Genomic DNA, 24,255 nt, shown 5'->3' with positions numbered 1-24,255 from the left:
GTCCGGGCGCAGTGCCCTCGCCGAGACCGGAACGCTGCGGAATCTTCACAGGGGATCCCCCGGCGAAGAGCCGCTCGGGGAGCGGTGTTCCGGGCCCGCCCGACAGGGCCCGCCCTCCCGTCGTGGAGAATGCGTGCGGTCGCGTGCCGCCGCCGTGAAGGACCGTGCCGCACCGGAGGCCGCCGCGACGTCCGCGTCGGCGCCGTGCCGCACCGGCGTGACGCAGAGTGATCTTTCCGCTCCTGTGGAGTTACTCACAGCGATGCGCGGGGTGTTCCGGGAACCACCGCCAAGCACCAGGAGTCATAGGTGAATGACAGGTTGCGCGCACATTTGCTGCCGAGGTCGCTCACCTTGCACTGCGGTAACCACAAGTGGGACCATTTCGAAGTTCCCTGACGCCCCAAGGTAGGTCACCTGTGTCCCAGCACATAGCCAAGCCCCGTACCACCGCAGTGATCCTGGCCGGCGGTACCGGTCAGCGGGTGGGTCTGTCGATCCCCAAGCAGCTGCTGAAGATCGCCGGCAAGGCAGTCATCGAGCACACCCTGACCACCTTCGAGAAGGCCGACTCGATCGACGAGATCATCGTGCTGATGGCGCAGGGCTACGTGCCCGACGTCGAGAAGATCGTCGCCAAGGCCGGGCTCACGAAGGTCACCAAGGTCATCGAGGGCGGCTCGACCCGGAACGAGACCACCGAGCGGGCCATCGCCGCGCTCGGCGAGGGCCTGGCCGAGGGCGAGGACCTCAACGTCCTCTTCCACGACGCCGTCCGCCCGCTGCTGTCGCAGCGCGTCATCGACGACTGCGTGACCGCGCTGGAGCGCTACCAGGCCGTCGACGTGGCCATCCCGTCCGCGGACACCATCATCGTCACGCGCACCCACGGCGAGGACGGCGAGTTCATCACCGAGATCCCGGACCGCTCCCGGCTGCGCCGCGGCCAGACGCCGCAGGCCTTCAAGCTGTCCACCATCCGCCGCGCCTACGAGGTCGCCGCCGGCGACCCGAACTTCCAGGCCACGGACGACTGCTCGGTCGTGCTCAAATACCTGCCGGACGTGCCGATCCACGTCGTCGCGGGTGACGAGTACAACATGAAGGTCACCCAGCCCGTCGACGTCTTCATCGCCGACAAGCTCTTCCAGCTCGCCTCCACCGCCGCGCCCGAGCAGAACGGCGAGGAGGCCTACCGCGAGCTGCTGACCGGCAAGACCCTGGTCGTCTTCGGCGGTTCGTACGGCATCGGCAAGGACATCGCCGAGCTCGCCGAGTCCTACGGCGCCACCGTCTACGCGCTGGGCCGCTCCACCACCGGCACCCACGTGGAGAACCCGGAGGAGGTCGACGACGCGCTGTCCAAGGCGTACGCCGAGACCGGCCGCATCGACTACGTCGTCAACACCGCGGGCGTCCTGCGCATAGGCAAGCTCGCCGAGACCGACAACGCCACCATCGAGGAGGCGCTGAAGGTCAACTACCTGGCCCCCGTGCAGATCGCCCGCTCCGCCTACAAGTACCTGGCCGAGACCAGCGGGCAGCTGCTGCTGTACACCTCCAGCAGCTACACCCGCGGGCGCGCCGAGTACAGCCTGTACTCCTCGACCAAGGCCGCGATGGTGAACCTCACCCAGGCCCTGTCCGACGAGTGGGCCGGCGACGGCGTCCGCGTCAACTGCATCAACCCGGAGCGCACCGCCACGCCGATGCGCACCAAGGCCTTCGGCCAGGAGCCCGCGGGCAGCCTGCTCTCCTCCGAGGCGGTGGCCCGGACCTCGCTGGACGTGCTGCTGTCGGAGCTCACCGGCCACGTCATCGACGTGCGCCAGCAGGACCCGACCGCGGGCGCGGCGCGGGCCTCCGGCTTCGAGGGGGCGCTGGCCTCGGTGCTGGACCGTCAGGACGGCGTGTAATAATCAAGGGTAAATAGACTCCGGTAATTCAGGCCTCTGCGGTCGCCCGTTAACGAAGTTCGTGAACGGGTCTTCGCGGGGGCCTGAATCCGTACCTCCTGAAATAACCACAGGCACAGACCGGCACTCCCCCTCCCAGAGCAGGTTCTTCCGTGATATCCACCGCTATTCGCGTCGCCCGGGTGGGCAGCGCGGCCGAACTGGCCGCGGCGGTCCTCATGATGCTGGGCTTCCCCTGCCTCATGCTGGCCGCGCTCGTCCCGAGCATTCCCGCCTTCGCGGCCGCGGCCGCCGTGACGTACCTGGCGGACCACTATCTGCACCGCAAGGGCAGCTATCTGATCAACCGCCTCAGCAAGGTGCGGGCGGGTCTGTCGATCCGCTTCCTGATCCGTCAGCTGCTGCTGGTCCTGCTGCTGGCCCGCCTCTCCCTCGCGGACAACCTGATCTACTACGGGGCGATCGGCTGCTTCATCGCCTTCTACGGCCTCCAGGCCCCGCACGGCGCGCTGACCACCCTGATCCGCAACCGCCGCCGCATGCCGGTCGCCACCCGCAACGTCGACCTGGCCTCCCGCATCCGCATCCCGGACGCCCCGCCGCGCGTGCTGCTGCACCGCGCCGCGGAGAAGATGCTCCACCTCGACCTCGCGGCGGTCGTCGGCGTGCTGGCCGGCGCCGCCCTGGAGTCGGCCGCCGTCGGCTACGCCGGCATCGGCGTCACCCTGGTCCTGGGTACCCTCTACGTCCTCACCCTGGTGCGCTACGTCCGCGGCCGGAAGATCCCGCCGAACGCCGAGAAGGTGCTGGAGGCCGTCGACGACTGGCTGCGCGAGTACCGCCCGGAGACCGTGCTGTACTTCTCCGGCTCCAAGGACTCCGCCTACCAGGTCAACATGTGGCTGGAGACGATGGAGCAGCTGGACACCCGGCCGCTGATCATCCTGCGCGAGCGGGCCATCCTCAACAACCTGGCCCCCACCACGGTCCCGGTCGTCTGCGTGCCCGGAGGGGTGCACCTGATGAACATGGACCTGTCCACGGTGCGGGTCGCGCTGTACGCGGCGAACGTCGGCAAGAACATCCACCTGCTGCGCGTGCCCACCATGAAGCACGTCTTCATCGGCCACGGCGACAGCGACAAGCTCGCCAGCGTCAACCCGTTCAGCAAGGTCTACGACGAGGTGTGGACCGCCGGCCGCGCGGGCCGCGACCGCTACGCCATCGCCGACGTCGGCGTCCGCGACGACGACATCGTCGAGGTGGGCCGCCCGCAGCTGGCCCCGATCCGGACCTGGCAGGGCGTGCCCGGCGACCGCATGCCCACGGTCCTGTACGCCCCCACCTGGGAGGGCTGGGACGACAACCCCGGCAACACCTCGATCCTGCTGGCCGGCGAGAACATCGTGAGGAAGCTGGTCGAGGCCGACCCCGCGGTCCGCGTCCTGTACAAGCCGCACCCCTTCACCGGCACCCGCAGCCCGCTGGCCAAGGCCGCCCACCAGCGGATCACCGCGCTGGTCGAGAAGGCCGCCGCCGCGCGCGCCGCCGACCCGCGCTTCACCGCCGACACCGCCGCCCAGGCGCAGGCCCGGGCCGAGCTGGCCCGCATCGAGGCCCGGCTGGCCGAGCTGGCCGGCGGCACCGAGAAGGGCGACGAGGCCGAGGCCACCCGCGACGGGCTGATCGACGTGGCCCGGCACGAGGAGATCGCCCGGCTGCGCACCGAGTGGAACACCGCCTACTGGCGCTCCTTCCCCGACTGGGAGCACCGCGTCATCACGGGCTCCCAGCCGCGGCTGTACGACTGCTTCAACGTCTCCGACGCGATGGTCTCCGACATCTCCAGCGTGGTGTCCGACTTCATCGCCAGCGGCAAGCCGTACGCGGTCACGGACTCCGCCGAGCTGGGCGTGGAGGAGTTCAAGCGGCAGAACACGGCGGTGCGCGCCGCGGTGGTCCTGTCCAACGGCGCGGCCGAGCTGGACGCGCTGCTCGACGCGGTCCGCGACCCGGCCGCCGACCCGCTGGCCGAGGACCGGCGGGAGCTCAAGCGCTACCTGCTGGGCCCCGACGAGCCGAAGTCGATCGACCAGTTCAACACCGCGGTCGCGCAGCTCGCGCTGAAGGCCGAGACGCGCAACCTCGGCCAGGAGTCCCGGATCACGGTCGGCGGTCCGGACGTGGAACTGGCGGACGCGCTGCCCGGCCAGCGCACGTCGACGACCGGCGACGCGGACGGCGTCACCGCGGGCTGACCGCCCCGCGTCCCGACAGGGCCCGGCCCCCGAGGAGTTGATCCCCGGGGGCCGGGCCCTTCCGCGTCCCCGGCGGTGCGCGGCGGCGCCCTGTGACGTGGACCACCAAAGCGACGGGGTGAGGCAACCATCCCTCTCGAACACCCGTCTAGCAGGTAGCGAATGAGGCGATACGGGGGAAATGTTTCATGACGAGGGGGAGACGTGACCGTGACGCAGCCTGATGTCACCGTGGTCATCGGGGCGTACGAGGCGATGCCGTACCTGGTCGAGTGCCTCGCCTCCGTGGAGGCGCAGACCATCGGCCCGGAGCGCGTCGAGGTCATCGCGGTCGACGACGGCTCGACCGACGGCACGGGGGAGTACCTGGAGGAGTTCGCGGACCGCGCGCCCATGCCGGTCACCGTGATCCGGCAGGAGAACTCGGGCGGCCCCAGCGGCCCGCGCAACGTGGGCCTGGACAAGGCCACCGGGCGCTACGTCTTCTTCCTGGACGCCGACGACCGGCTGGGCCCCGAGGCCCTCGAGCGGATGGTCGCCATGGCCGACCGCGCCGGCACCGATGTCGTCCTGGGCCGGGTCGAGGGCGTCAACCGCGGTGCGCCGAAGTCCATGTGGGGCAGGACGCTGGAGCGCACCGACGTCTTCTCCTCCAACATCAAGTTCACGCTCAGCGCGCAGAAGCTGTTCCGCCGCGCCTTACTGGACCGGCACGGCATGCGGTTCGACGAGTCCCTGTTCACCGGCGAGGACGCGCTGTTCACCATGGAGGCGTACCTGCGGGCGGACGGCGTCTCCGTGATCGCCGACCACACCTGCTACTACCTGGTGGGCCGCGACGACGGCAAGCACGTGACCAAGAGCGGCGACTACACCATGCGGTTCGACTCCGCCCGCGCCCTGATGAACCTGATCGCCGACCTCGTCCCCGAGGGCCCCCGGCGCGACCAGCTCATGGTGCGGCCCTTCACCGTCACGCTGCTGCCGCAGTTCGGCCCCCGGTTCCTCAAGGACTCCGACCGGGTGCGGCGGCACAAGCTGGAGCTGGCGCAGCCGCTGATGGACGTCCACTGGACCGAGGGCGTGGCCGGGCGGCTGAAGGTCGAGGAGCGGCTGCGGCTGCACCTGGTGGCCGAACGGCGACTCGAACTCCTCGTGGACGTCCTGGAGTTCCTGCGGGCGAAGAAGCAGGCGCCGGCCCTGCTGGAGAAGCGGGGCCGGCGCGTCTACCTCGCCTACCCGCACTTCCGCGACCGCGCGGCGGGCATCCCCGACTCCGTCTACCTCGCCTCTCCCCGCGAGGCCCGCGCCTACCCCGGCTACCGCGAGGGCGGCGCCGGCTCCCTGCTGCGCCGCGCGGTCCGCAGGGCCCGGCGGATGCTGGCCCCCTCCGACGAGGTCACACCGGGCGGGACGGCCGCGGCGGCATGAGCGGGGCGGACTCCGGGCCGGCCCCGGCCGGAGCCTTGCTGCGCTGACCGGGCAGCTCCGCGGTGAGCCGCCGCGCCGCACGCGCCCTGTGTTCCAGCGCCGCCGCGCACAGGGCGCGCACGGCCGCGCCGAAGCGCTCCTGGGACGGCGGCTCGGCCGGGCCCAGCAACCGCAGCTTCAGCTCCGCCCGCGCCCCGGCCAGTGCGTCCTTCTCCGGATGCCGCACCGACTCCAGCAGGGCCGGCACCCCGGCCGCGTCCGGCGTCAGCACGGTCGCCGCCGCGACCGTCGGGAACGCCGCGCGGAACTCCTCCTCGGGCAGGCCGCCGGTGTTCACCACCGCGTACGGCTTCCCGCTCGCCAGGAAGTCGCTGACCACGCTCGACACGTCGCTGATCAGCAGGTCGGCCACGTTGAAGCAGGCGTACAGCGCGGGACGGACGCCCTCGACGACCTGGTGCTCCCCCTCCGGCAGCGACGCCCAGTACGCCTCCTCCCAGGCCGCCGTCGTCCGCGCCACCGCCTCGGCCCGGCCCGGCTCCGGGGCGGACTGCACGAGCATCCGCTCGACCTGGTCGGCGCCCGGCCGGAACGCGGCCGCGGTGAGCCGGTCCAGCTCCGCGGTGAGCCGGGCGAGTTCCGCCGACGGCGCGGGGCGCGGCCCGGACCGCTCACGGCCGGCCGCCCGGATCAGCTCCCGGATGCGCCGGTCGGCGGCGCCCGCCCGCGGGTCCACCGAGCCGGTCAGCGGGTGCGGCTTGTACAGCAGCCGCACCCCGGGGTCGGCGAGCAGCGCCCGCACGAGGTTCTCGCCGGCCGCGACCACCGACGTGTTGCCCGGGTTGCCGTCCCAGCCCTCCCAGGTCGGCGCGTACAGCACGGTGGTGCGGTGCCCGCCGCGGGCACCGGCCGGCGGGCCCGCGCACGGCCGCACGGCGTCCAGCTGCGGGCGGCCGATCTCCACCACGTCCTTGTCCTCGACCCCGACCTCGGCCAGCGCGTACCGCTCACGCGCCGCCGGGCCGGCCACCCACACCTCGTCGTACGCCTTCGCGTACGGATTGCAGGACGACAGCTTGTCGCTCTCGCCGTGGTTGACGAAGGCGTGCTTGATCGTGGGGATGCGCAGCACCTGGGAGGTCCTGCCGGAGTTCGACGGGTGGATGAGGACCTGGAGCGTGGACCGCTCGAGCCGCATCAGCGTGGACACCTTCGGCAGGCACACGACCGGGATGTCGGTCGCCGCGATCTTCGGCACCATGAACCTCTCGCGCAGGACGACGACCGGCCGGCCCTCGAGCCCGGCCAGCGGTTCCAGCCACATGTTGGCCTGGTAGGCGGAGGAAGGCCCGCCGGAGAAGTACAGGCCGACCGTCGGCCGGTAGTCGGCCAGCCACGCGTCGAACCAGTCGAGCACCTCCTGCTCGCCCGCCGGACGCCGGCCGGGCAGCAGCCGCAGCAGCAGCGCGCCCAGTCCCGCCAGCGCCAGCAGCAGCGACAGTCCGACGCCGGCCGCCGCGCACCGGGGGTCGCCGGCCGCCGCCGTCGCCGCCAGCCCGGCCGTCGCGGGCAGGCCGAACACCAGCAGCCGTTGGCCGGGGCGGCGCAGCAGCGCGGCCGGGGCGGGGGACAGGCGCAGCGCGGAGGCGTCGATGTTCCGGGTCAGCACGGGCAGCGTGCGGGTGCGGCGCACCAGCACGGACACCGCCTGGACCGCGCAGTGCAGGGCGTAGAAGGCGAGCAGACCGGCGACGAGCGGCGCGTACTGCGTCTCCCGGTCCTGCTCCCCGAGCCGCAGCAGGGCCACCACCAGCAGCAGGTCCCGCAGCACGTGGCGGACGGTGACGTCCGCGTGCGCCTTGGCGAACAGCGACAGCATGCCGGGCTGCCACCGGTGCAGCGCCGCCTCGACCGCCAGGGACACGGCGGTCGCGGCGAGCAGCAGCGGCACGTGCGGACGCAGCGCAGCGGCGGCCTGCGCCACGAGGGCGGCGGCCAGAACGGCCGTCACGAGCGCCCTGGCCGGGGTGGTGCGGCCGGCCGGAGGGGGCGAGGGGCGGCGTCGGCGGATCCCCGCCGTGAGCCGTCGGCGGGACAGGGGTGCGGGCACTGCGGTCACTCCAGGTTCGTCGTGGGACGGGCGCCCGGGTTAACGCGCGCCGACCTCCGGACGACACGCGCGTGTCCTGGACGTGTGGAGTGACCGCGGGTGCTATGGCGCCGCGGGCCCCGCCCGGCGGGCCCTAGTGGGGTCCTCCCCGCAGGGCCCGGCGCAGGGGGGCGCCCACCACGCGGCGGGCGCGGCGGTACACCGAGGTGGTCACCGGGGCGGCGACGGTCCCGCGCGCGCCGGCCTTGGCGCGTGCCAGTTCGCGCTTCAGCCTGGCGTTGTCCGCGGTCAGTTCGCTGACCCGGGTGTGCAGCCAGCCGAAGCGCGCGATGAGCGAGGCGGGGTCGGTGTCGATCCAGGGGCGGACGCCCTCGGGGAAGTCCAGCGAGTTCAGCCGCTTCTCGTGGGCCGCGCCGCCGTCACCGTGGGTGAAGGTGTTCTCCAGGCCGTTCTTGTCCAGGAACGCGGTGAACCGCTGGTACCTCTGGTGGTGGTTGCCGGTCAGGGCGCCGAAGTCGGCCTCCTCGTACAGCCGCGCCGGGTCGACGTCCTCGGGCAGCTCGTCGAGCGTCCGGTACGGGATCTCGAAGTAGCGGCACAGTTCCAGCGTGCGCGAGTCCGAGCACAGCACGGTCGCGGGCGTGCCGGCCAGCAGCGCGGCGATGTTGCCGTGGATGCGGGAGCCGAAGGAGAAGTCGAAGTCCCGCAGGTCGTCGATCCAGGTCACCGGGTCGATGTAGACGCGGGCCTTGTCCTCCCGGTACATCGGGTGGTCGGGATGCGTCGGCATCTCCTTGACCTTCCCGTTCGGGTGGGACAGGTCCCGCCAGTGCAGCTGCTGCGCGTCGCTGAGGTTCTGGCCTATGAACCGCAGGTTCGGGTAGCGCGCGTGCGTCCGCCTGATGATCCGGTCCAGGCCCAGCTTCCGCACGGCGTCGTGCGAGCCGTTGATCGCGATCCGGGAGTCGGCCGTCAGCTCCGGCACCCGCTTGCGCACCGGGAGCTCCTCGCCGTACATGAACAGCGACGGGCACCCGATGACCTCGACGTCCCGGAAGCCGAGGTCCTTCAGGTACTTCTCGGTGAACTCGCCGCGCACACCGATCGAGGCGCTGCGGTCCAGGACCGCGGAGACGAAGTCGCGCACCGACCGCTCCATCGGCTTCAGGCGCGCGGGGTCGTAGTTCAGCCCGGTCTGCGCGCCGACGCCCAGGACGACCACCGGGATCCTCAGCCTGCCGATCAGCCGCGTCAGCCGCTTCAGCTGGGGCTCGAAGGAGGGCCGGAAGGCGTTGGCCAGGGGGACGACGAAGGCGTCGTACTCCTCGTTGATCCGGCCCGCCGCGTTCACGTCCGTCTTGATGCCGTTGGAGACCACCTCGGTGTGCGGCGTCTCCAGGATCTTGTGCGCGGCGTCGCTGAAGATCAGGTTGCCGGAGTTGGTGGCGATGACGTCGCGGTGCAGGGCCTCCTCCACGGGCACGACGTCGTAGGGGCTTTTCCCTGATCTCAGGAGGATGCGCTTCGTGCGGCGAACGTTGTGTGACACAGCGTTCAAAATACGTTTGCGGAACCTTTAATTTCTATAGGCAACCAACGCAACCTTTTCGCCGTGTGCAAGGCGTGAGCGAACCGTTACCCACCGGATGTCCGGAGGCTGGACCGGCGCGCGCCGCGCGCCCCGCTTCGCGTAGATTGCCTGACGGGCGACCGATCGACGTGAGGGGACGGGCGGCAGGGTGGCAGGGGCAAGGCAGGTCGTGGGCGAGGCCCGCAGGATCGTCGTCAAGGTCGGCTCCTCGTCGCTGACCACCGCGGCGGGCGGTCTGGACGCCGACCGCGTCGACGCGCTCGTCGACGTGCTCGCCAAGGTCCGCAGCGGCGGGGAGCGGGAGATCGTCCTGGTCTCCTCCGGTGCCATCGCCGCCGGTCTCGCCCCGCTGGGCCTGCGCCGCCGGCCCGAGGACCTCGCCCGCCAGCAGGCCGCCGCCAGCGTCGGCCAGGGCCTGCTGGTCGCCCGCTACACCGCCTCCTTCGCCCGTTACGGCGTCCGGGTCGGCCAGGTGCTGCTGACCTCCGACGACATGAGCCGCCGCGCCCACCACCGCAACGCCTCCCGCACCCTCGACAAGCTGCTGGCGATGGGCGCCTTCCCGGTCGTCAACGAGAACGACACCGTCGCCACCGACGAGATCCGCTTCGGCGACAACGACCGCCTCGCCGCCCTCGTCGCCCATCTGGTCCACGCCGACCTGCTGGTGCTGCTGTCGGACGTGGACGGCGTGTACGACGGCGACCCCGCCAGGCCCGGCACCTCCCGGATCTCGGAGGTGCGCGGCCCCGGGGACCTCGCCCACGTCGAGATCGGCAGCGCCGGCAAGGCCGGCGTCGGCACCGGCGGCATGGTCACCAAGGTCGAGGCCGCCCGGATCGCCGCCGCCGCCGGCATCCCGGTGGTGCTGACCAGCGCGGTCCACGCCGCCGACGCGCTCGCCGGCGGCGACACCGGCACCTACTTCCACCCCACCGGCAAGCGCTCCGCCGACCGGCTGCTGTGGCTCCAGCACGCGTCCACCCCGCAGGGCTCGCTCACCCTGGACGACGGGGCGGTGCGCGCGGTCGTGCAGCGCCGCAAGTCGCTGCTGCCGGCCGGCATCGCCGGCGTCGAGGGCGAGTTCAGCGCGGGCGACCCGGTCGAGCTGCGGGACGGCGAGGGGCGGGCGGTGGCGCGCGGACTCGTCAACTTCGACGCCAAGGAGATCCCCCTCCTGATCGGCCGTTCGACCCGCGAACTCGCCCGGGACCTCGGGCCGGAGTACGAGCGCGAGGTCGTGCACAGGGACGACCTGGTGGTCCTGCACCCGTAATGCGCCGAATCGTCCGCCCCCGGTGGTGGACGTTCCGTAAAACCGCCCCACGATCTCCGGCGGCCTGCTCAACTTTGTCCCAGGGACACATCCGCCCGGCCCACGGCCGGTCCGCGCGTGAAGGAGGCCGTCGTGAGACGAGTGCGCCCTGGGACGACGTCGTCTCGCGGCGGTGCCGGCTCCCGCGCGGCCGGTGACGAGCGCCCCCTGACCAGCGTCGCGGCCGGGAGCCGGTTCCCGGGCGGCGAACCCCGCGACCTCCCGCGCCTGTGGCACGTCACCCTCACCGTCTCCGGCGAACCGATCCCGGTCGCCGAGGTCCGGCGGGCCCTGGAACAGCTCGCCCACGACCACCCCTTCCTGCTGACCAGCCGCTACGCCGACGACCACGCGGAGATCCGCTACTGGGAGGAGGCCCGCGACCTGCACGACGCGGCCGCCGTGGCGCTGCGCCTGTGGGGCGAGCACCGGCAGACCGCGGGGCTGCCGCCCTGGGAGATCGTCGGCCTGGAGGTCATCGACCGGGCCACCTACCACCAGCGCGTCGCCGCGGGGTACGGACCGGTCCCGGCGACGCCCGTCGGGGTGCATCCGTTCTGACGTCCGTCCCGTCGCGGACACGTGTCTCGGGGTTCGGGACGACCGCCGACGGGGCCCGCCGGCCGCACTACCCTTCCCTCATGACCACGCTCTCGCCGTACGACTCGATGTCCCCGGTCAACCAGGCCGCCTACCGGGCCAAGGCCGCCGCCGCCACCCTCGGGCCGCTGCCGCGCGCGGCGAAGGACGACGCGCTGCTCGCCATCGCGGACGCGCTGGAGGTCCGGACGAGCGAGATCGTCGAGGCCAACGCCCAGGACGTGGCCAAGGCCCGCGAGACCGGCGTCGGCGAGGGCATGATCGACCGGCTCACGCTCACCCCGGAGCGGGTGCGCGCGATCGCGGCCGACGTGCGGGACGTGGCCGCGCTGCCCGACCCGGTCGGCGAGGTCGTCCGCGGCTCCACGCTGCCCAACGGCATCGACCTGCGCCAGGTCCGGGTGCCGCTCGGCGTCGTCGGGATCATCTACGAGGGCCGGCCCAACGTCACGGTCGACGCCGCCGCCCTCTGCCTGAAGTCCGGCAACGCGGTGCTGCTGCGCGGATCGTCCTCCGCCTACCGGTCGAACACCGCTCTGGTGCGCGTGCTGCGGGACGCCGTGGGAGGGTCCGGGCTGCCCGCCGACGCCGTGCAGCTGGTGCCCGGCGAGAGCCGGGACAGCGTGCGCGAGCTGATGCGCGCCCGCGGCCTGGTCGACGTGCTCATCCCGCGCGGCGGCGCCTCCCTGATCAACACGGTCGTCCAGGAGTCGGTCGTCCCGGTCATCGAGACCGGCACCGGCAACTGCCACGTCTACGTCGACGCGGCGGCCGACCTCGACATGGCGGTGGAGATCCTGGTCAACTCCAAGGCCCAGCGGGTCGGCGTCTGCAACGCCGCCGAGACCCTGCTGGTCCACCAGGACATCGCGCCCGAGTTCCTGCCGCGCGCCCTGGACGCCCTGGCCGACGCCGGGGTCACCGTGCACGCCGACGAACGCGTGATGGCGTACGCCAAGGACTCCCGCGCCACCGTCGTGGAGGCCACCGCGGAGGACTGGGAGACCGAGTACCTCTCCCACGACATCGCCGCCGCCGTCGTCGACTCCCTCGACCGGGCGGTGGAGCACATCCGGCTGTGGACCTCCGGCCACACCGAGGCCATCGTCACCACCTCGCAGGCGGCCGCCCGCCGCTTCACCCAGTTGGTGGACTCCACCACGGTCGCCGTGAACGCCTCCACCCGGTTCACCGACGGCGGCCAGTTCGGCTTCGGCGCGGAGATCGGCATCTCGACGCAGAAGCTGCACGCCCGGGGACCGATGGGCCTGCCCGAGCTGACCAGCACGAAGTACATCGTCACCGGCGACGGCCACGTGCGGCGCTGATCCGCGCCGGTCCGCGTGCGGTGCGAAGGCCGCGGTACGGGCGGCGACGGGGCCGTCTCGACAGACGGATGAATTTCCATACCGTCTGCCCAAATTGACCCCCCAGGTCTACTCTGGATCCGTGCCGGAGGACGTGGGGGGCACGCCGTTCCCTGACGGCTGGGAGCCCGACGACGACCACGACCGCGGAGTGTCGGACGAAGAGTTCGCCTCCGTGGTCTTCGACGAGGCCTTCGTACGCGCGGCCGAGGTGCACGAGCCGACCGCCGTCGAACGCCTCCTGGCCGCCGCGCAGGCCAGAGCCGAGGCCTCCGAGGCCGAGGCCCGCCGGACCCGTGCGCGCGGCGAGCGGTACGACGACGGGTACGGCGGCTACCGGGGCGCCCCCGGCTTCGACGACCCGGACGACGACCCCGACGTCCCGGAGGACGACTACGGCTCCCCGGGCCCGTACGCCAGGCAGGTCCGCTGGCACCGTCCCATCGCCTGGATGCTCGCCCTGGTGATGGGCGTCGGCATGGTCGCGCTCGCCTTCTCGGCCGTCTACCGGGGCGCCTCCTCCAACCGCCAGGACCAGGTCCCGCCACCCGCCTCCACCGGCCCGGAGCAGGGCGGCGGGGCGGCCCCGTCCGCCTCGGCCGACTACTCCCGGCCGACCGTCCCGGTGATCCCGAGCAGCCCCTGAGACCGGCCCCGGGAGCGGGCGGCCACCTCGGTGGGAACCTGCCGGAACTTGGCGCGCGGCAGGGCGTTTACCCGCTCTCCCCGGGACCTACCCTGAAAACATGGGAGGGCCTTCGGACCCACCCGAGGGGACGCCCGAGGGAACCCCCGGAGGTGGAGAGGACGAGTACGGGTCCGTCGTCTTCGACGAGTCCTTCGTCCGTGCTGCCCGGCTCCAGGAGTACTCCGCACAGGAGCGCATCACCGACCACGCGCCCGCCGTGCGCCGCCGCCCGCCCCTGCGCCGCCGCCCGCCCCTGCGCCGGGGCCTGTCCCGGCAGGCGCTGGTCCTGTTCCTCCTGATCGCCGTGGCCTTCGGCACCGCGGTCTACATGGGCGTGCGCCACCCCTACCAGACGCCCGCCGTCAGGGAGCCGGCCGAGGCCCTGCGGATGACCGTCGTCCCGCTCGCCCCCCGGGGCGAGGTGCCCGGCGCCACCGACCCCGACCAGCTGTACGCGAGCAGTCCGGCGGCGCAGTTCCGCGTCGGCGGGGACGGGGTGACGCTCCCGGCGTCCCGGCGCACCGCGCACTTCTCGGAGGGCCAGGTCGTGAACGCGCTGCTCACCGCGAAGGACTACCTCGTGCGGTCCTCCCTCGACCCCGAGGTGCTCACCGGCGGCGAGCGGCGCTCCGTGCGGGTGCTGCTCGCCCCCGACCAGCTGGACCAGTTCGACCGGAGCTTCGCCCGGCCCGCCGCCGACGGACGGCACGCGCCCACCGGATGGCTGGTCCGCTTCGACCCCTCCCGGGTGGAGCTGGCCGACCGCGGCATCCGGGTCCAGGGCACGATGCAGGCCGCCGAGACCGACTCCACCACCCTGGAGGTCACCACGGACCACACGTTCGTGTACGCGGTGCGGCCGGCCGGCGCGGACCGGGACGCCGAGGCCTCCCTGTTCACGGTCCGGCGCGAGCTGCTGTTCCGCTTCGACCGCGACGACCTGCGTCTGCACCAGACCCGGCTGGTCCTCTCCGGCGTCCAGGCGGGCCCCCTGTCCTGCGCCGAGGACTCCGCCGCCCGGCTGCGCCCCCTCCTCGCCGGCCGCACGGCCGAGGAGGGCGGCCCCGCCGGCACCGACCCCTACGCCACGGGCAGTACGCAGGCGCTGTGCGGTTCCCTGGCGGCGGAGGCGCAACCGAAGCCGTGAGCCGGCCGGCGCCGGCGAGGAACACCGGACCGCCGGGCGGACGCACCCGCCCGCCGGATGCCGCGGCGACCCGGCGGCGGGCCGCCCGGAGGACGCCAGGGCCCCGGAGGACGCCAGAGCAGCCCGGAGGACGTCCGGGGGCCGGAGCACGCGCCGGGCCGGTGCCTCAGGCGCCGTCGCGCGGCGGGCCGTCGTCCTCCGTGCCCGACGGCGTGCCCGGCTCCCGCGGGCCCCGCGGCGGCCTGGGCCCCGGGGACGTGAAGCCGCCGAAGCCGCGGCGGACCCGGTCGCCCAGGTCCCCGGCGCCGCCCGCGATGTCGCTGACCAGCTTCATCAGCGGATCCCTGGAGGTCCGCACCTCGTCGGCGTAGCTGCTCGCCGACTCCCGCCACGAGTCCCGCACCGAGGTCTCCCGGTCCTCGTCGCGGCGCGGGTAGTGGCCGTCCATGATCCGCTGGTGGTCCCGCGTGGCCGCCCACTTCTTCAGCTCGGCCGCCCGCACGGTGGCGAAGGGGTGGGAGCGGGGCAGCACGTTGAGGATCTTCAGCACCGAGTCGCGCAGGTCGCCCCCGGCCTCGTACTCGTCGGCCTGCTCCAGGAACGCGTCCACGTTCATCTCGTGCAGGTGGTTGCCGCCCGCGATCTTCATCAGACCGCGCATCGAGGCCTGGAGGTCCTGGCCGACCAGCAGTCCCGCACGGTCCGCGGACAGCTCCGACTTGCGGAACCACTCGCGCAGCGCGGTCACGATCGCCATGATCGCGACGTTGCCGAGCGGGATCCAGGCGACCCGGACCGCGAGGGAGGTCAGGAACAGCAGGATCGTCCGGTACACCGAGTGCCCGGACAGCGCGTGCCCGACCTCGTGCCCGACGACCGCCCGCATCTCCTCCTCGTCGAGCAGCTCCACCAGTCCCGTGGTCACCACGATGATCGGCTCGTCCAGGCCGATGCACATGGCGTTCGGGTTCGGGTCCTGGTGGACGTACATCGGCGGGACCTTCTCCAGGTCCAGGATGTAGCAGGCGTCCCGCAGCATGTCGTTGAGGTGGGCGAACTGCCGGTCCGAGACCCGCACCGAGTCGGACAGGAACAGCAGCCTGAGGCTGCGCTCGGGCAGCAGGCCGCTCAGGGCCTTGAAGACCGTGTCGAAGCCGCTCAGCCTGCGCAGCGCCACCAGCGCGGAGCGGTCGGCCGGGTGCTCGTACGCGCGCGAGGAGATTCCGGGGAAGCGCCTGCGCTGCCTGCTCGGCACGCTCTCGTGCCCGTTGTGCTGATGGCCGTCGGACATGTTTCCCCCATGTGCGTCTGAGTGACTCCTGCGGCCCCTTGCGCGGCCCTTCGTTCCTCCGAGGCGAAGCCCAGCCTAGGCGCAGGGGCCGTGCACGGGCAGTGCGGAGGGGCACGGCACCGCGTGGTCCGCCGCGGCACGGCTCCGGACGGAAGGACGACCGGGGGCACCGGGAAGGTTGCCCGCCGCCCCGCAACGGCGGAGTCGGCGTGATCGGCGCGAAGGCGCCCGCTTACGATGAGCCGACGTCCTTGTCCCGCCCACACGCGATAGGTCCTGCCGAAGATGAGCTTCCCCAGCACCGCTGCCCAGTTGGTCACCCTCGCCGCCGAGGGCGGAGAGCACGGCGGCAACCACGAGAGCCTCAACCCCTACGTCACCGGTGGCGCCGCCCTGCTCATCCTGCTGCTCCTGCTGTGGATCACGACCCGCTTCAACCGCGACCGCTGAGCCCGCCGCGGGCCGTCCGGGCATCCGGGGCCCATCCGGCGGCCGGGGTCCACAGGCCGGGCCGGTAGGGTCTGCACGCATGGGAGAGCAGGACATGCCTACCGGTCCGGCGAAGGACACGACCGAGGAGACGGCGAGCGGCACCGAGCGCCGCCCGGTGCCCCGCCGGACGGCCGGCGGACCCGGTGGCGGACCGCAGGAGCCGGGCAAGCGCCGCCTCGGCGTCATGGGCGGCACCTTCGACCCGATCCACCACGGGCACCTGGTGGCGGCCAGCGAGGTCGCCGCGCAGTTCCACCTCGACGAGGTGGTCTTCGTCCCCACCGGCCAGCCGTGGCAGAAGAGCCACCGCACGGTCTCCGCGGCCGAGGACCGCTACCTGATGACGGTCATCGCGACCGTCGAGAACCCGCAGTTCTCGGTGAGCCGCATCGACATCGACCGCGGCGGCCCCACCTACACCGTGGACACCCTGCGCGACCTGCGCGCGCTGAACCCCGACACGGACCTGTTCTTCATCACCGGCGCCGACGCCCTCGCCCAGATCCTCACCTGGCGCGACAGCGAGGAGCTGTTCTCCCTGGCCCACTTCATCGGCGTGACCCGGCCCGGCCACCACCTGACCGACCCCGGCCTCCCCGAGGGCGGCGTCTCGCTCGTCGAGGTTCCGGCCCTCGCCATCTCCTCGACGGACTGCCGTGCGAGAGTCGCCAAGGGAGAACCCGTCTGGTACCTGGTGCCGGACGGAGTCGTGCGCTACATCGACAAGCGCGAGCTGTACCGCGGCGAGTGAGCCGAGAGGGGCACCGGTGAACGACCGATACGACGCGGGACACGGGACCGACGGGGCCACCCCGTACGAGCTCGTCGGCTACGACGAGTACGGCCGGCCCGTCTACCGCCAGGCCACGGACCAGCAGCAGCCGTACGACCCGTACCGGCAGCAGGGACAGCAGGGTTACGGCTACGACCCGTACGCCGCGGGCGGGCCGCAGCAGCCCGCGCCGTCGTACGACCCCTACGGGACCGCCCAGCAGCCGCAGGCGCCCTCCTACGGCTCCTACGACTCCTACGGCTCCCACGACCCCTACGCGACCGGCGCCCACCAGGGCGGCCCGGCGACGGCCCCGTACGACCCCTACGGCCAGACCGCGCACGACCGGGCCGCGCACGACCGGGCCGCGCACACCGTCACCGGCCGGCAGCCCCGGGCCGCCGAGCAGACCGCCCACATCCCGCAGCAGGCCGGCCCGGTCGACGACGGGACGGCCCCCGACGAGCCCGCGCCGGAGTACCGCACCGAGCAGTTCGCGTTCGTCGAGGAGCCGGACGGCGACTCCGAGGACGTCATCGACTGGCTGAAGTTCACCGAGAACCGCACCGAGCGCCGCGAGGAGGCCCGGCGCCGCGCGCGCAGCCGGGTCGTCGCCCTGGTCGTGGTCCTCGCCCTGGTCGCCGTCGGCGGCGTCGGCTACCTCTGGTACGCCGGGAAGCTGCCCGGCCTGTCCGACTCCGGCCCCGGCACGGGCACCACCACGGCCGCCGGCGCCCAGAAGCGCGACGTGATCGTGGTCCACCTGCACGACACCACGAACGGCGGCACCGCCACCGCGCTGCTCGTCGACAACACCACCACCAAGCAGGGCACCACCGTCCTGCTGCCCAACTCCCTCGCCCTCACCGCCGACGACGGCACCACCACCACGCTCGCCAAGTCGGTCGAGGACGACGGCTCCGAGGGCACCAGGACCGCGCTCGACTCGGTCCTCGGCACCGACATCGAGGGCACCTGGCGGCTGGACACCCCGTTCCTGCTCACCCTCGTCGACCTCGTCGGCAACATCGAGATCGACACCGACACCGACGTGCCCGACCCGGACGCCAAGAAGAAGGGCGAGGCCCCCCTGGTCCGCAAGGGGGAGGGCCAGACCCTCAGCGGCAAGATGGCCGTCGCCTACGCCACCCACCGCGCCCCCGGCGAGTCCCCGAACGCCCAGCTGGAGCGGTTCGGGCAGGTCATGCACGGTGTCCTGCGCAAGATGACCTCCGACCCGGACGCCGCGACGACCACCATCCAGACCCTCGGCCAGATCATCGAGCCGCCGCTGACCGACAAGGACCTCGGCTCCTTCCTCGCCCGGCTCTCCGACCTCGCCAAGGGCGGCGACCACAGGACCGCGCTGCTGCCCGTGCAGGACGACGGCACGCTCACCGCCCAGGCGAGCGACAGCGTGGTCAAGGACGTCCTCGGCGGCACCGCGAAGAGCCCCGACAAGGACGCCGCCGTCAGCGTCTCCGTGCGCAACGCCACCGGGGTGAAGGACCGCACCGAGCAGGCCCGCGTGGTCCTCCTCAACGGCGGTTTCACCTTCATGGAGGCCGGCACCGCCGCCACCGTGGAGACGGCCTCGAAGGTCGTCTACGCGAACGCCGCCGACAAGGAGAACGCCACCGAGGTCGCCAAGACCCTGGGGCTGCCCACCGGCTCCGTCACCAAGGGCGAGACCTCCGCGAACGCCCGCGTCTCGGTCGTCCTCGGCCAGGACTACGAGCCCGGGTCGTAGCGGCGCGGTGAGGGCGTGCCCCGTAATCGCGTGGGGCGCGCCCGGCGGTCCGTGAGACCCTGGAGAGCAAGTGACCGCCGACCGAAAGCCTTGTAGTGACCGCAACCGACCGTTCCCTCGAGCTCGTCACCACCGCCGCCCAGGCGGCCGCCGACAAGCTCGCGCACGACATCGTCGCCTACGACGTCAGTGACGTGCTGTCCATCACCGACGCCTTCCTGCTGGCCTCCGCGCCCAACGACCGCCAGGTCAAGTCCATCGTCGACGAGATCGAGGAGCGGCTGAACAAGGAGCTCGGCGCCAAGCCGGTCCGCCGCGAGGGCGACCGCGAGGCCCGCTGGGTGCTCCTCGACTACGTCGACATCGTCGTCCACGTCCAGCACAGCGAGGAGCGCGTCTTCTACGCCCTGGAGCGGCTGTGGAAGGACTGCCCCGAGCTGGAGCTGCCCGCCGACGCCCGGGCCACCCGCGGCAAGGCCGCGGAGCACGCCAGGCTGCAGCAGGCCGAGGAGGCCGAGGAGGCGACCGGGCCGGGCGGTGAGTGGCGGTGAGCGCCACCGGTGAGGCGGGCGGGTCCGCGCGCCGGGGCCGCCGCGTCATCCTGTGGCGGCACGGCCAGACCTCCTGGAACGTGGAGCGCCGCTTCCAGGGCTCCACGGACGTGGAGCTCACCGAGACCGGTGTCTCGCAGGCCCGCCGGGCCGCCCGGCTGCTCGCGGGACTCCGGCCGGACGCGATCGTCGCCTCCGACCTGAAGCGGGCGGCGGACACCGCCGCGGAACTCGCCGCGCTCACCGGTCTGGAGGTCGCCCTCGACGAGGGCCTGCGCGAGACCTACGCGGGCGTCTGGCAGGGCCTGACGCACGACGAGATCATCGCCCGGTACGGCGAGGAGTACGCCGCGTGGAAGCGCGGCGAGCCGGTGCGCCGGGGCGGTGGCGAACTGGAGACCGAGGTCGCCGACCGCGCCGCCCCCGTCGTGCTGAGGCACGTCGAGAAGCTCCCCGAGGACGGCACGCTCGTCGTGGTCAGCCACGGCGGCACCATCCGCACCACCATCGGCCGGCTGCTCGGCCTGGAGCCGCACAACTGGGAGAGCCTGGGCGGCCTCACCAACTGCTGCTGGTCCGTCCTCGGCGAGGGCGTCCGCGGCTGGCGGCTGCTCGAGCACAACGCCGGCACCCTGCCGGAGCCGGTGCTCGGCGACGACGACTGAGGCTCCCGGGACCGGCTCCGGACCGGCCCCGGGACCCGGATTTCACTTTCCGGCAGGTCGCAGGCTAAAGTTCTTCTTGTTCGCCCCGCCGAGCGGAGCGAAACACCAGGCGGCTTCGCCGCGTGGAGGCAAGGGGCTATAGCTCAGTTGGTAGAGCGCCTGCATGGCATGCAGGAGGTCAGGAGTTCAATTCTCCTTAGCTCCACACCGTGAAGATCCCGCCCCCCACAGGGGGGCGGGATTTTTTCGTCGTTCCCTTGAGCGGTACGGCTCCCACAGGCGTATACCTCGACGAGGCGCCGGGTCGTGTCCCGACCGGTACCCCGGCGTCGCTGACCGTGTCGGCCCGGTCGTGGCAGAATCAAACGGCCGGAAGGGGGCGCGGCCCGACGGGAGGGAGTTGTGATGCCTGCGAGCATCCTCGAGGAGGTCGATCGCCTCCTCGGAGCGGTGTCGACGCGACGGACCTCCACCCGCCTCGGCTGTCCCTCCTGCGGCTCCGCGCGCGTCGCCCAGGTGCTCGGCGACAACGGCGGGGTCTCCTACGTGTGCACGGCCTGCGGCCACAGCTGGAGCTGATCGATGGGTGCACACAGGCGGAAGTGCGACTGGTGCGGCAGCGGGACGCCGATCGTCCGCGACATGGAGCCGATCAACCCCGACTACCAGTACTGGTGCGAGGAGTGCGCGCGGGCGCTGATCATAAAAGGCGACCCCATCGAGACGTACCGCGAACTCGAGGGGGAGCCGATCTACGGCCGGCTCCTGGAGGAGCACTGCACGCTCAAGCGTTTCTATTCGTTCGTCACGGCGTGACGGCCGTCGGACACCTGTACGGGCATTTCGGACAAAGAGCCGTGAAGCGAAACCGATTTGGTGTTGGCCCGGGGTGACCGTGTAATGTTGGCGTCGCCGCCGGGGAAACCGGGCGGAACAAAGCAAGGGGCTATAGCTCAGTTGGTAGAGCGCCTGCATGGCATGCAGGAGGTCAGGAGTTCAATTCTCCTTAGCTCCACAGAAGTCGAGGGCGGATCATCCGGATGGATGATCCGCCCTCGCTCGTCGTGCCCGCGTGCCCGCCGGCCGCGTCAGCGGCCCAGGGCGCGCCGGCCGCGGCCCTGCGAGAGCACCGGCAGGTTCCGGGACGGGCCCTTGGCCTGGGGCGCCTCGTCCTCGATGCGCAGGGCCAGCGCCGGGCAGCGGCGCACCGCGCGCAGCGCCTTGGCCTCGGCGTAGCGCGGCACCTGGGCCTGGGCCACCGTCGGGAAGCCGTCCGCGCCGAGCTGGAAGACCTCCGGGAGGATGTCCGCGCACAGGCCGTGGCCCCGGCACAGCGTCCAGTCGACGTAGATCTTCTGGCGGCTGGGGCCGTTCTCCTCGGACTGGCCGCCCGGGATGCCGGTCGGGGCCCTGCCCCCCTCGAAGAGCGGCAGGACGCCCGCCACGGGCCGTCCGCAGCCGTTGCCGAGGACGTGCGCGGCGAGGTCGTCGGTGAACGCCTTGACGGTCGACTCCAGGAACATCGCGGAGCCGTCCGGATGCGAACAGGCGCCGCGCCGCTTGACGTTCCTGGCGACCTGCTTGAGCGCCTCCAGGGCGGCCGGGCCGCCTCCGTTGAGGATGTCCTCCATGCCGCGCGCGGCGGCCGGCAGGCCCAGGTAGCAGGGGCCGCACTGGCCGGCGCTCTCCTCCGCCAGCCACTGCGCCACCCGCAGCGACTCGCCCAGCGGGCAGGTGTCCTGACTGATCGGCAGGATGGCTCCCGCGCCCAGCGAACCACCCACCGCGTCCAGGGAGTTGCGGGAGACGATCGCCTCGTTGACGCTCGCCGCGTCGATCCACTTGCCGTGGTAGCCGCCCGTCAGCACGCCCTGCGGCACCGGCGGCGCGCCGGCGAGCTGGAGCACGTAGCGCAGCGGCACCCCGGTCGGCACCTCGATCACCATGGGGCGGGCCACCGCCCCGGACACCGTGAGCATCACCGTGCCCGGCTCGTCGTACAGGCCGGTGTTGCCGTAGCGCTCCGGGCCGATGCGGGCGGCGATGGCGAGCTGGGCGAAGGTCTCGGCGTTGGACAGCAGCGTGGGCGCGCCGCCGACGCCGCTCCTGGAGGCGCTGACCTTGCGGCCCGGCGGGATCGCCGGGCCGCCGTCGATGGAGCGGATCAGGGAGGCCGCCGCACCCGTGACCATGCGGACCGGGTTGCGCTGCACCCGGGCGCGCAGCGCGGAGCGGCGCCCGTTGCTCAGGCCGCGTTCGGCGAGCGCGGCCTCCATGGAGCGCTGGGTGGACTCCCGGGTGACCCCCACCACGAGCGTGCGGGCGCCCATGGCCTCGGCGCACAGCAGCGCGCCGTCCAGGATGAGGTGCGGGGCACGGTTGATCAGCACCGTGTCCTTGCGGCAGGCCGGTTCGTCCTCACTGCCGTTGACGACGACGACCGGCCGGACGCCGCGCTTGATCGCCGCTTCGGCGACCGAGCGCAGCTTCTTGTGGAAGGGGAAACCCGCGCCGCCGCGGCCCCTGAGGTTGATGCGTTCGGCGAGCTGCGCGAGCTGCTCGCCGCCCAGGGGCTCGAGCGGCCCGTGCACCTTCAGGTGCATGGGCAGGTCGAGCCGGTCGACAAGGTCGAAACCCGACGTGAGCTGGGGAAGGCCGACCACGCGGACTTCGGGTACGTCGGGCAGAGCCTCGTTCACTTGTAGCCTCCGGACGGCGTGTTCCAAGGTTCGCCCGAACCCGGTGCGCCGAAGTCGTAGGACGACGAGGGCGACGCACCGGGGAGTGTTTCAGTGGCGGGACCGCTGTTGTACGTGTCATCCGGGTTGTACGTGCCGTAGAGGGTGTTCGTCTCACCGGTGTCGTACACATCACTCGAGCCGTACCCGGAGCCGACCGGATTGCCCTGGACCGGGACGGTGTGTCCGGTGTCGTTGAGCGGGTCGTACGCCGACGGCGGGGCCTCGCCGACCGGCGGCGGGGACGGGATCGGCCAGTTGCCCGAGGTGCTGGACGGGCCGTCCACGCGCGGCACGGTCTGCGTGGGCTGCAGGTCCAGCGGCAGGTCCATGGGGGCGGTCCGGTCCGCGAAGAGGGGCTGCCGGCGCGGTTCGGAGGGCGCCGAGACCGCGCGGTAGGCGGCCGCGAAGCCGTTCGCCGGCTCCGCGGCGGCCGGCCGTTCGGCGGTCTCGTACAGCGGTCCGCTCCCGCCCGGCCGGTCGCCGCGTCCCCGGCCGCCGCGCGACCGGGAGCCGCGCCGTTCCCCGAAGCCGGGCAGGGGCGCCCCCGGGCCGCCCTCCTGCGGGTCCTCGCGGCCCGGCTGCCCGGTGGTGCCGAGCAGGGCGGTGATCCGGTCGGCGACCTTGCGCTTGACCGGGCGCGGGGCGGCCCGCAGGACGAGGGCCGCCATGACGCCGACCACGGACAGGCCGTAGAGGACGACGAAGACCGGCTTCGCGGCTCGACCCGCGTAGAGCCCGTGCACCAGCGCGGCGCACCAGGCCGGATAGGCCAGCATGTGCATGGCCCGCCAGCGGGCCGCGACGGGGGCCGGCGAGGCGAAGCGGTTGCGCAGCACGCCGGTGACGCCGACGAAGAACATCAGCAGGCCGGCGGTGGTGCCCAGGCCGATCAGGAAGGCCCTGCCGGTGACGGTCTCGTCGTCGGTGAGGACCAGTCCGAAGGGGATCACCGCGGCGATCCAGGTGGTGTGGTCCAGCGCCAGCTTGATGACGACGTGCACCAGCAGGAAGGCGATCGAGGCGACCGCGGTCGTCCGGTGCACCGCCTGCGCCAGGATCCGCTGGCGCGGGCCGAGCAGGATCCGGTCCTGGGCGACGAGCCCCCAGATCACCGAGCAGCTGAGGCAGACGAGCGACAGGACGCCCACGCCGAAGTTGAGGAACTCGGCGAACCAGTCGTCCGCCGTGCTGTCGTCCGGCCTCACGACCCACCTCCCCGCGTCACGACTCGGAGCGGGCACGACGGAGCCGCAGCCGACCGGCCCCGTGCGGGGGGTGGGCTGCTGTCTGGACGACGGTTCATGGGGCAACTCCGAGGGTTCGGTAAAGCGGTCCCGCGCCGCACTCTAAGCCCGGTCATACCGATGAGTACGAGGTTTGAGTTATTACGCTGTTATCAAAAGACAATGTGGTCGTTGCGGCGTCCTTTAGCGTCTGTTACGCGAAGTAACATTCGGTCGCGGTGCGGGTGCACCGGCCGGGCGGGGACGACCCGCCGGTCCCGCGCGTCCCGGGGAAGAGCGTCGCGGCGCGCTCGGGCCCTGCGGTACCCTTGCGCCATGCGTGCCGT

General features: G+C 72.5%; 20 protein-coding genes and 2 tRNA genes. 17 read left to right on the top strand and 5 right to left on the bottom strand.

What is annotated here, in order from left to right; all coding sequences use genetic code 11:
• Positions 1-419: 419 nt before the first annotated feature.
• From GL259_RS14065 to GL259_RS14055, 3 genes are all read left to right on the top strand, one after another.
• Positions 420-1,916 carry a bifunctional cytidylyltransferase/SDR family oxidoreductase gene (locus GL259_RS14065; protein WP_159532679.1) on the top strand — a complete coding sequence of 499 codons (1,497 nt, stop codon included), beginning with the start codon at positions 420-422 and terminating at the stop codon, positions 1,914-1,916.
• A gap of 182 nt (positions 1,917-2,098) precedes the next feature.
• Positions 2,099-4,174: a hypothetical protein gene (locus GL259_RS14060; protein WP_159538631.1), complete on the top strand. Its 2,076-nt coding sequence runs from the start codon at positions 2,099-2,101 to the stop codon at positions 4,172-4,174.
• A 204-nt stretch (positions 4,175-4,378) separates the two neighbouring features.
• Complete coding sequence (locus GL259_RS14055) at positions 4,379-5,605, top strand: glycosyltransferase family 2 protein (RefSeq protein WP_159532677.1); 1,227 nt, start codon at positions 4,379-4,381, stop codon at positions 5,603-5,605.
• Here GL259_RS14055 and GL259_RS14050 read toward each other — a convergent pair.
• Both GL259_RS14050 and GL259_RS14045 read right to left on the bottom strand, forming a co-directional pair.
• A complete protein-coding gene (locus tag GL259_RS14050; RefSeq protein WP_166461642.1) occupies positions 5,574-7,616 on the bottom strand; it encodes a hypothetical protein in 2,043 nt (680 codons plus the stop codon). The two genes, GL259_RS14055 and GL259_RS14050, sit on opposite strands and share 32 nt — an antisense overlap.
• A gap of 232 nt (positions 7,617-7,848) precedes the next feature.
• Complete coding sequence (locus tag GL259_RS14045; RefSeq protein WP_159532673.1) at positions 7,849-9,264, bottom strand: polysaccharide pyruvyl transferase family protein; 1,416 nt, start codon at positions 9,262-9,264, stop codon at positions 7,849-7,851.
• Positions 9,265-9,475: 211 nt separating this feature from the next.
• Between GL259_RS14045 and proB the strand changes: the two genes are divergently transcribed.
• The 5 genes from proB to GL259_RS14020 all read left to right on the top strand — a co-directional run bounded on the left by proB (position 9,476) and on the right by GL259_RS14020 (position 14,423).
• Complete coding sequence (proB, locus tag GL259_RS14040) at positions 9,476-10,582, top strand: glutamate 5-kinase (RefSeq protein WP_159538629.1); 1,107 nt, start codon at positions 9,476-9,478, stop codon at positions 10,580-10,582.
• Positions 10,583-10,723: 141 nt separating this feature from the next.
• Positions 10,724-11,182, top strand: a complete 459-nt coding sequence (locus tag GL259_RS14035) for a hypothetical protein (protein WP_159538627.1) — start codon at positions 10,724-10,726, stop codon at positions 11,180-11,182.
• A gap of 80 nt (positions 11,183-11,262) precedes the next feature.
• The gene (locus tag GL259_RS14030; RefSeq protein WP_159532671.1) at positions 11,263-12,549 is read left to right on the top strand and encodes a glutamate-5-semialdehyde dehydrogenase; all 1,287 of its coding nucleotides are present in this window, start codon (positions 11,263-11,265) and stop codon (positions 12,547-12,549) included.
• 94 nt (positions 12,550-12,643) lie between these two features.
• Entirely contained in the window at positions 12,644-13,234 is a 591-nt protein-coding gene (locus tag GL259_RS14025; RefSeq protein WP_159532669.1) for a hypothetical protein, read from the top strand.
• Positions 13,235-13,334: 100 nt separating this feature from the next.
• Complete coding sequence (locus tag GL259_RS14020; RefSeq protein ID WP_159532667.1) at positions 13,335-14,423, top strand: hypothetical protein; 1,089 nt, start codon at positions 13,335-13,337, stop codon at positions 14,421-14,423.
• A gap of 166 nt (positions 14,424-14,589) precedes the next feature.
• Here the strand turns inward: GL259_RS14020 and GL259_RS14015 are convergent, their stop codons facing one another.
• Positions 14,590-15,714 carry a M48 family metallopeptidase gene (locus GL259_RS14015; protein WP_159532665.1) on the bottom strand — a complete coding sequence of 375 codons (1,125 nt, stop codon included), beginning with the start codon at positions 15,712-15,714 and terminating at the stop codon, positions 14,590-14,592.
• A 285-nt stretch (positions 15,715-15,999) separates the two neighbouring features.
• Here GL259_RS14015 and GL259_RS37655 point away from each other — a divergent pair, with 285 nt between their 5' ends.
• The 9 genes from GL259_RS37655 (at position 16,000) to GL259_RS13975 (ending at position 20,959) form a co-directional block, all read left to right on the top strand.
• Entirely contained in the window at positions 16,000-16,164 is a 165-nt protein-coding gene (locus tag GL259_RS37655; protein ID WP_166461490.1) for a hypothetical protein, read from the top strand.
• Between the two features lie 79 nt (positions 16,165-16,243).
• Positions 16,244-16,957: a nicotinate-nucleotide adenylyltransferase gene (nadD, locus tag GL259_RS14010; protein WP_159532663.1), complete on the top strand. Its 714-nt coding sequence runs from the start codon at positions 16,244-16,246 to the stop codon at positions 16,955-16,957.
• 16 nt (positions 16,958-16,973) lie between these two features.
• A complete protein-coding gene (locus tag GL259_RS14005) occupies positions 16,974-18,728 on the top strand; it encodes an LCP family protein (RefSeq protein WP_159532661.1) in 1,755 nt (584 codons plus the stop codon).
• Positions 18,729-18,823: 95 nt separating this feature from the next.
• Positions 18,824-19,279, top strand: coding sequence for a ribosome silencing factor (rsfS, locus tag GL259_RS14000; RefSeq protein ID WP_159532659.1), 456 nt, complete (start codon positions 18,824-18,826; stop codon positions 19,277-19,279).
• The gene (locus GL259_RS13995; protein ID WP_166461489.1) at positions 19,270-19,944 is read left to right on the top strand and encodes a histidine phosphatase family protein; all 675 of its coding nucleotides are present in this window, start codon (positions 19,270-19,272) and stop codon (positions 19,942-19,944) included. The genes rsfS and GL259_RS13995 overlap by 10 nt, the downstream gene beginning before the upstream one ends.
• A gap of 132 nt (positions 19,945-20,076) precedes the next feature.
• Positions 20,077-20,149, top strand: a tRNA-Ala gene (locus GL259_RS13990).
• Between the two features lie 200 nt (positions 20,150-20,349).
• On the top strand, positions 20,350-20,523 hold the full coding sequence (locus GL259_RS13985; protein WP_159532655.1) for a hypothetical protein: 174 nt from the start codon (positions 20,350-20,352) through the stop codon (positions 20,521-20,523).
• Positions 20,524-20,526: 3 nt separating this feature from the next.
• Positions 20,527-20,760, top strand: coding sequence for a hypothetical protein (locus tag GL259_RS13980; protein ID WP_006136074.1), 234 nt, complete (start codon positions 20,527-20,529; stop codon positions 20,758-20,760).
• 126 nt (positions 20,761-20,886) lie between these two features.
• Positions 20,887-20,959, top strand: a tRNA-Ala gene (locus GL259_RS13975).
• A 73-nt stretch (positions 20,960-21,032) separates the two neighbouring features.
• Here GL259_RS13975 and GL259_RS13970 read toward each other — a convergent pair.
• The gene (locus GL259_RS13970) at positions 21,033-22,643 is read right to left on the bottom strand and encodes an NADH-quinone oxidoreductase subunit NuoF family protein (RefSeq protein WP_159532653.1); all 1,611 of its coding nucleotides are present in this window, start codon (positions 22,641-22,643) and stop codon (positions 21,033-21,035) included.
• On the bottom strand, positions 22,640-23,890 hold the full coding sequence (locus GL259_RS13965) for a ferric reductase-like transmembrane domain-containing protein (protein ID WP_159532651.1): 1,251 nt from the start codon (positions 23,888-23,890) through the stop codon (positions 22,640-22,642). Before GL259_RS13965 ends, GL259_RS13970 begins: the two co-directional genes overlap by 4 nt.
• Between the last annotated feature and the right edge of the window lie 365 nt (positions 23,891-24,255).

The sequence above is a fragment of the Streptomyces sp. Tu 3180 genome, from assembly GCF_009852415.1.
Lineage (GTDB): Bacteria > Actinomycetota > Actinomycetes > Streptomycetales > Streptomycetaceae > Streptomyces.
The sequence above is the reverse complement of the archived record's forward strand: the minus strand, read 5'-3'. Positions and strand labels throughout refer to the sequence as shown.

Coding starts and splice junctions, on each gene's coding strand:
- GL259_RS14030 (WP_159532671.1), top strand. CDS start 11,263: ATGACCACGCTCTCGCCGTACGACTCGATGTCCCCGGTCAACCAGGCC.
- GL259_RS14020 (WP_159532667.1), top strand. CDS start 13,335: ATGGGAGGGCCTTCGGACCCACCCGAGGGGACGCCCGAGGGAACCCCC.
- GL259_RS14015 (WP_159532665.1), bottom strand. CDS start 15,714: ATGTCCGACGGCCATCAGCACAACGGGCACGAGAGCGTGCCGAGCAGG.
- GL259_RS37655 (WP_166461490.1), top strand. CDS start 16,000: ATGAGCTTCCCCAGCACCGCTGCCCAGTTGGTCACCCTCGCCGCCGAG.
- nadD (WP_159532663.1), top strand. CDS start 16,244: ATGGGAGAGCAGGACATGCCTACCGGTCCGGCGAAGGACACGACCGAG.
- GL259_RS13985 (WP_159532655.1), top strand. CDS start 20,350: ATGCCTGCGAGCATCCTCGAGGAGGTCGATCGCCTCCTCGGAGCGGTG.
- GL259_RS13980 (WP_006136074.1), top strand. CDS start 20,527: ATGGGTGCACACAGGCGGAAGTGCGACTGGTGCGGCAGCGGGACGCCG.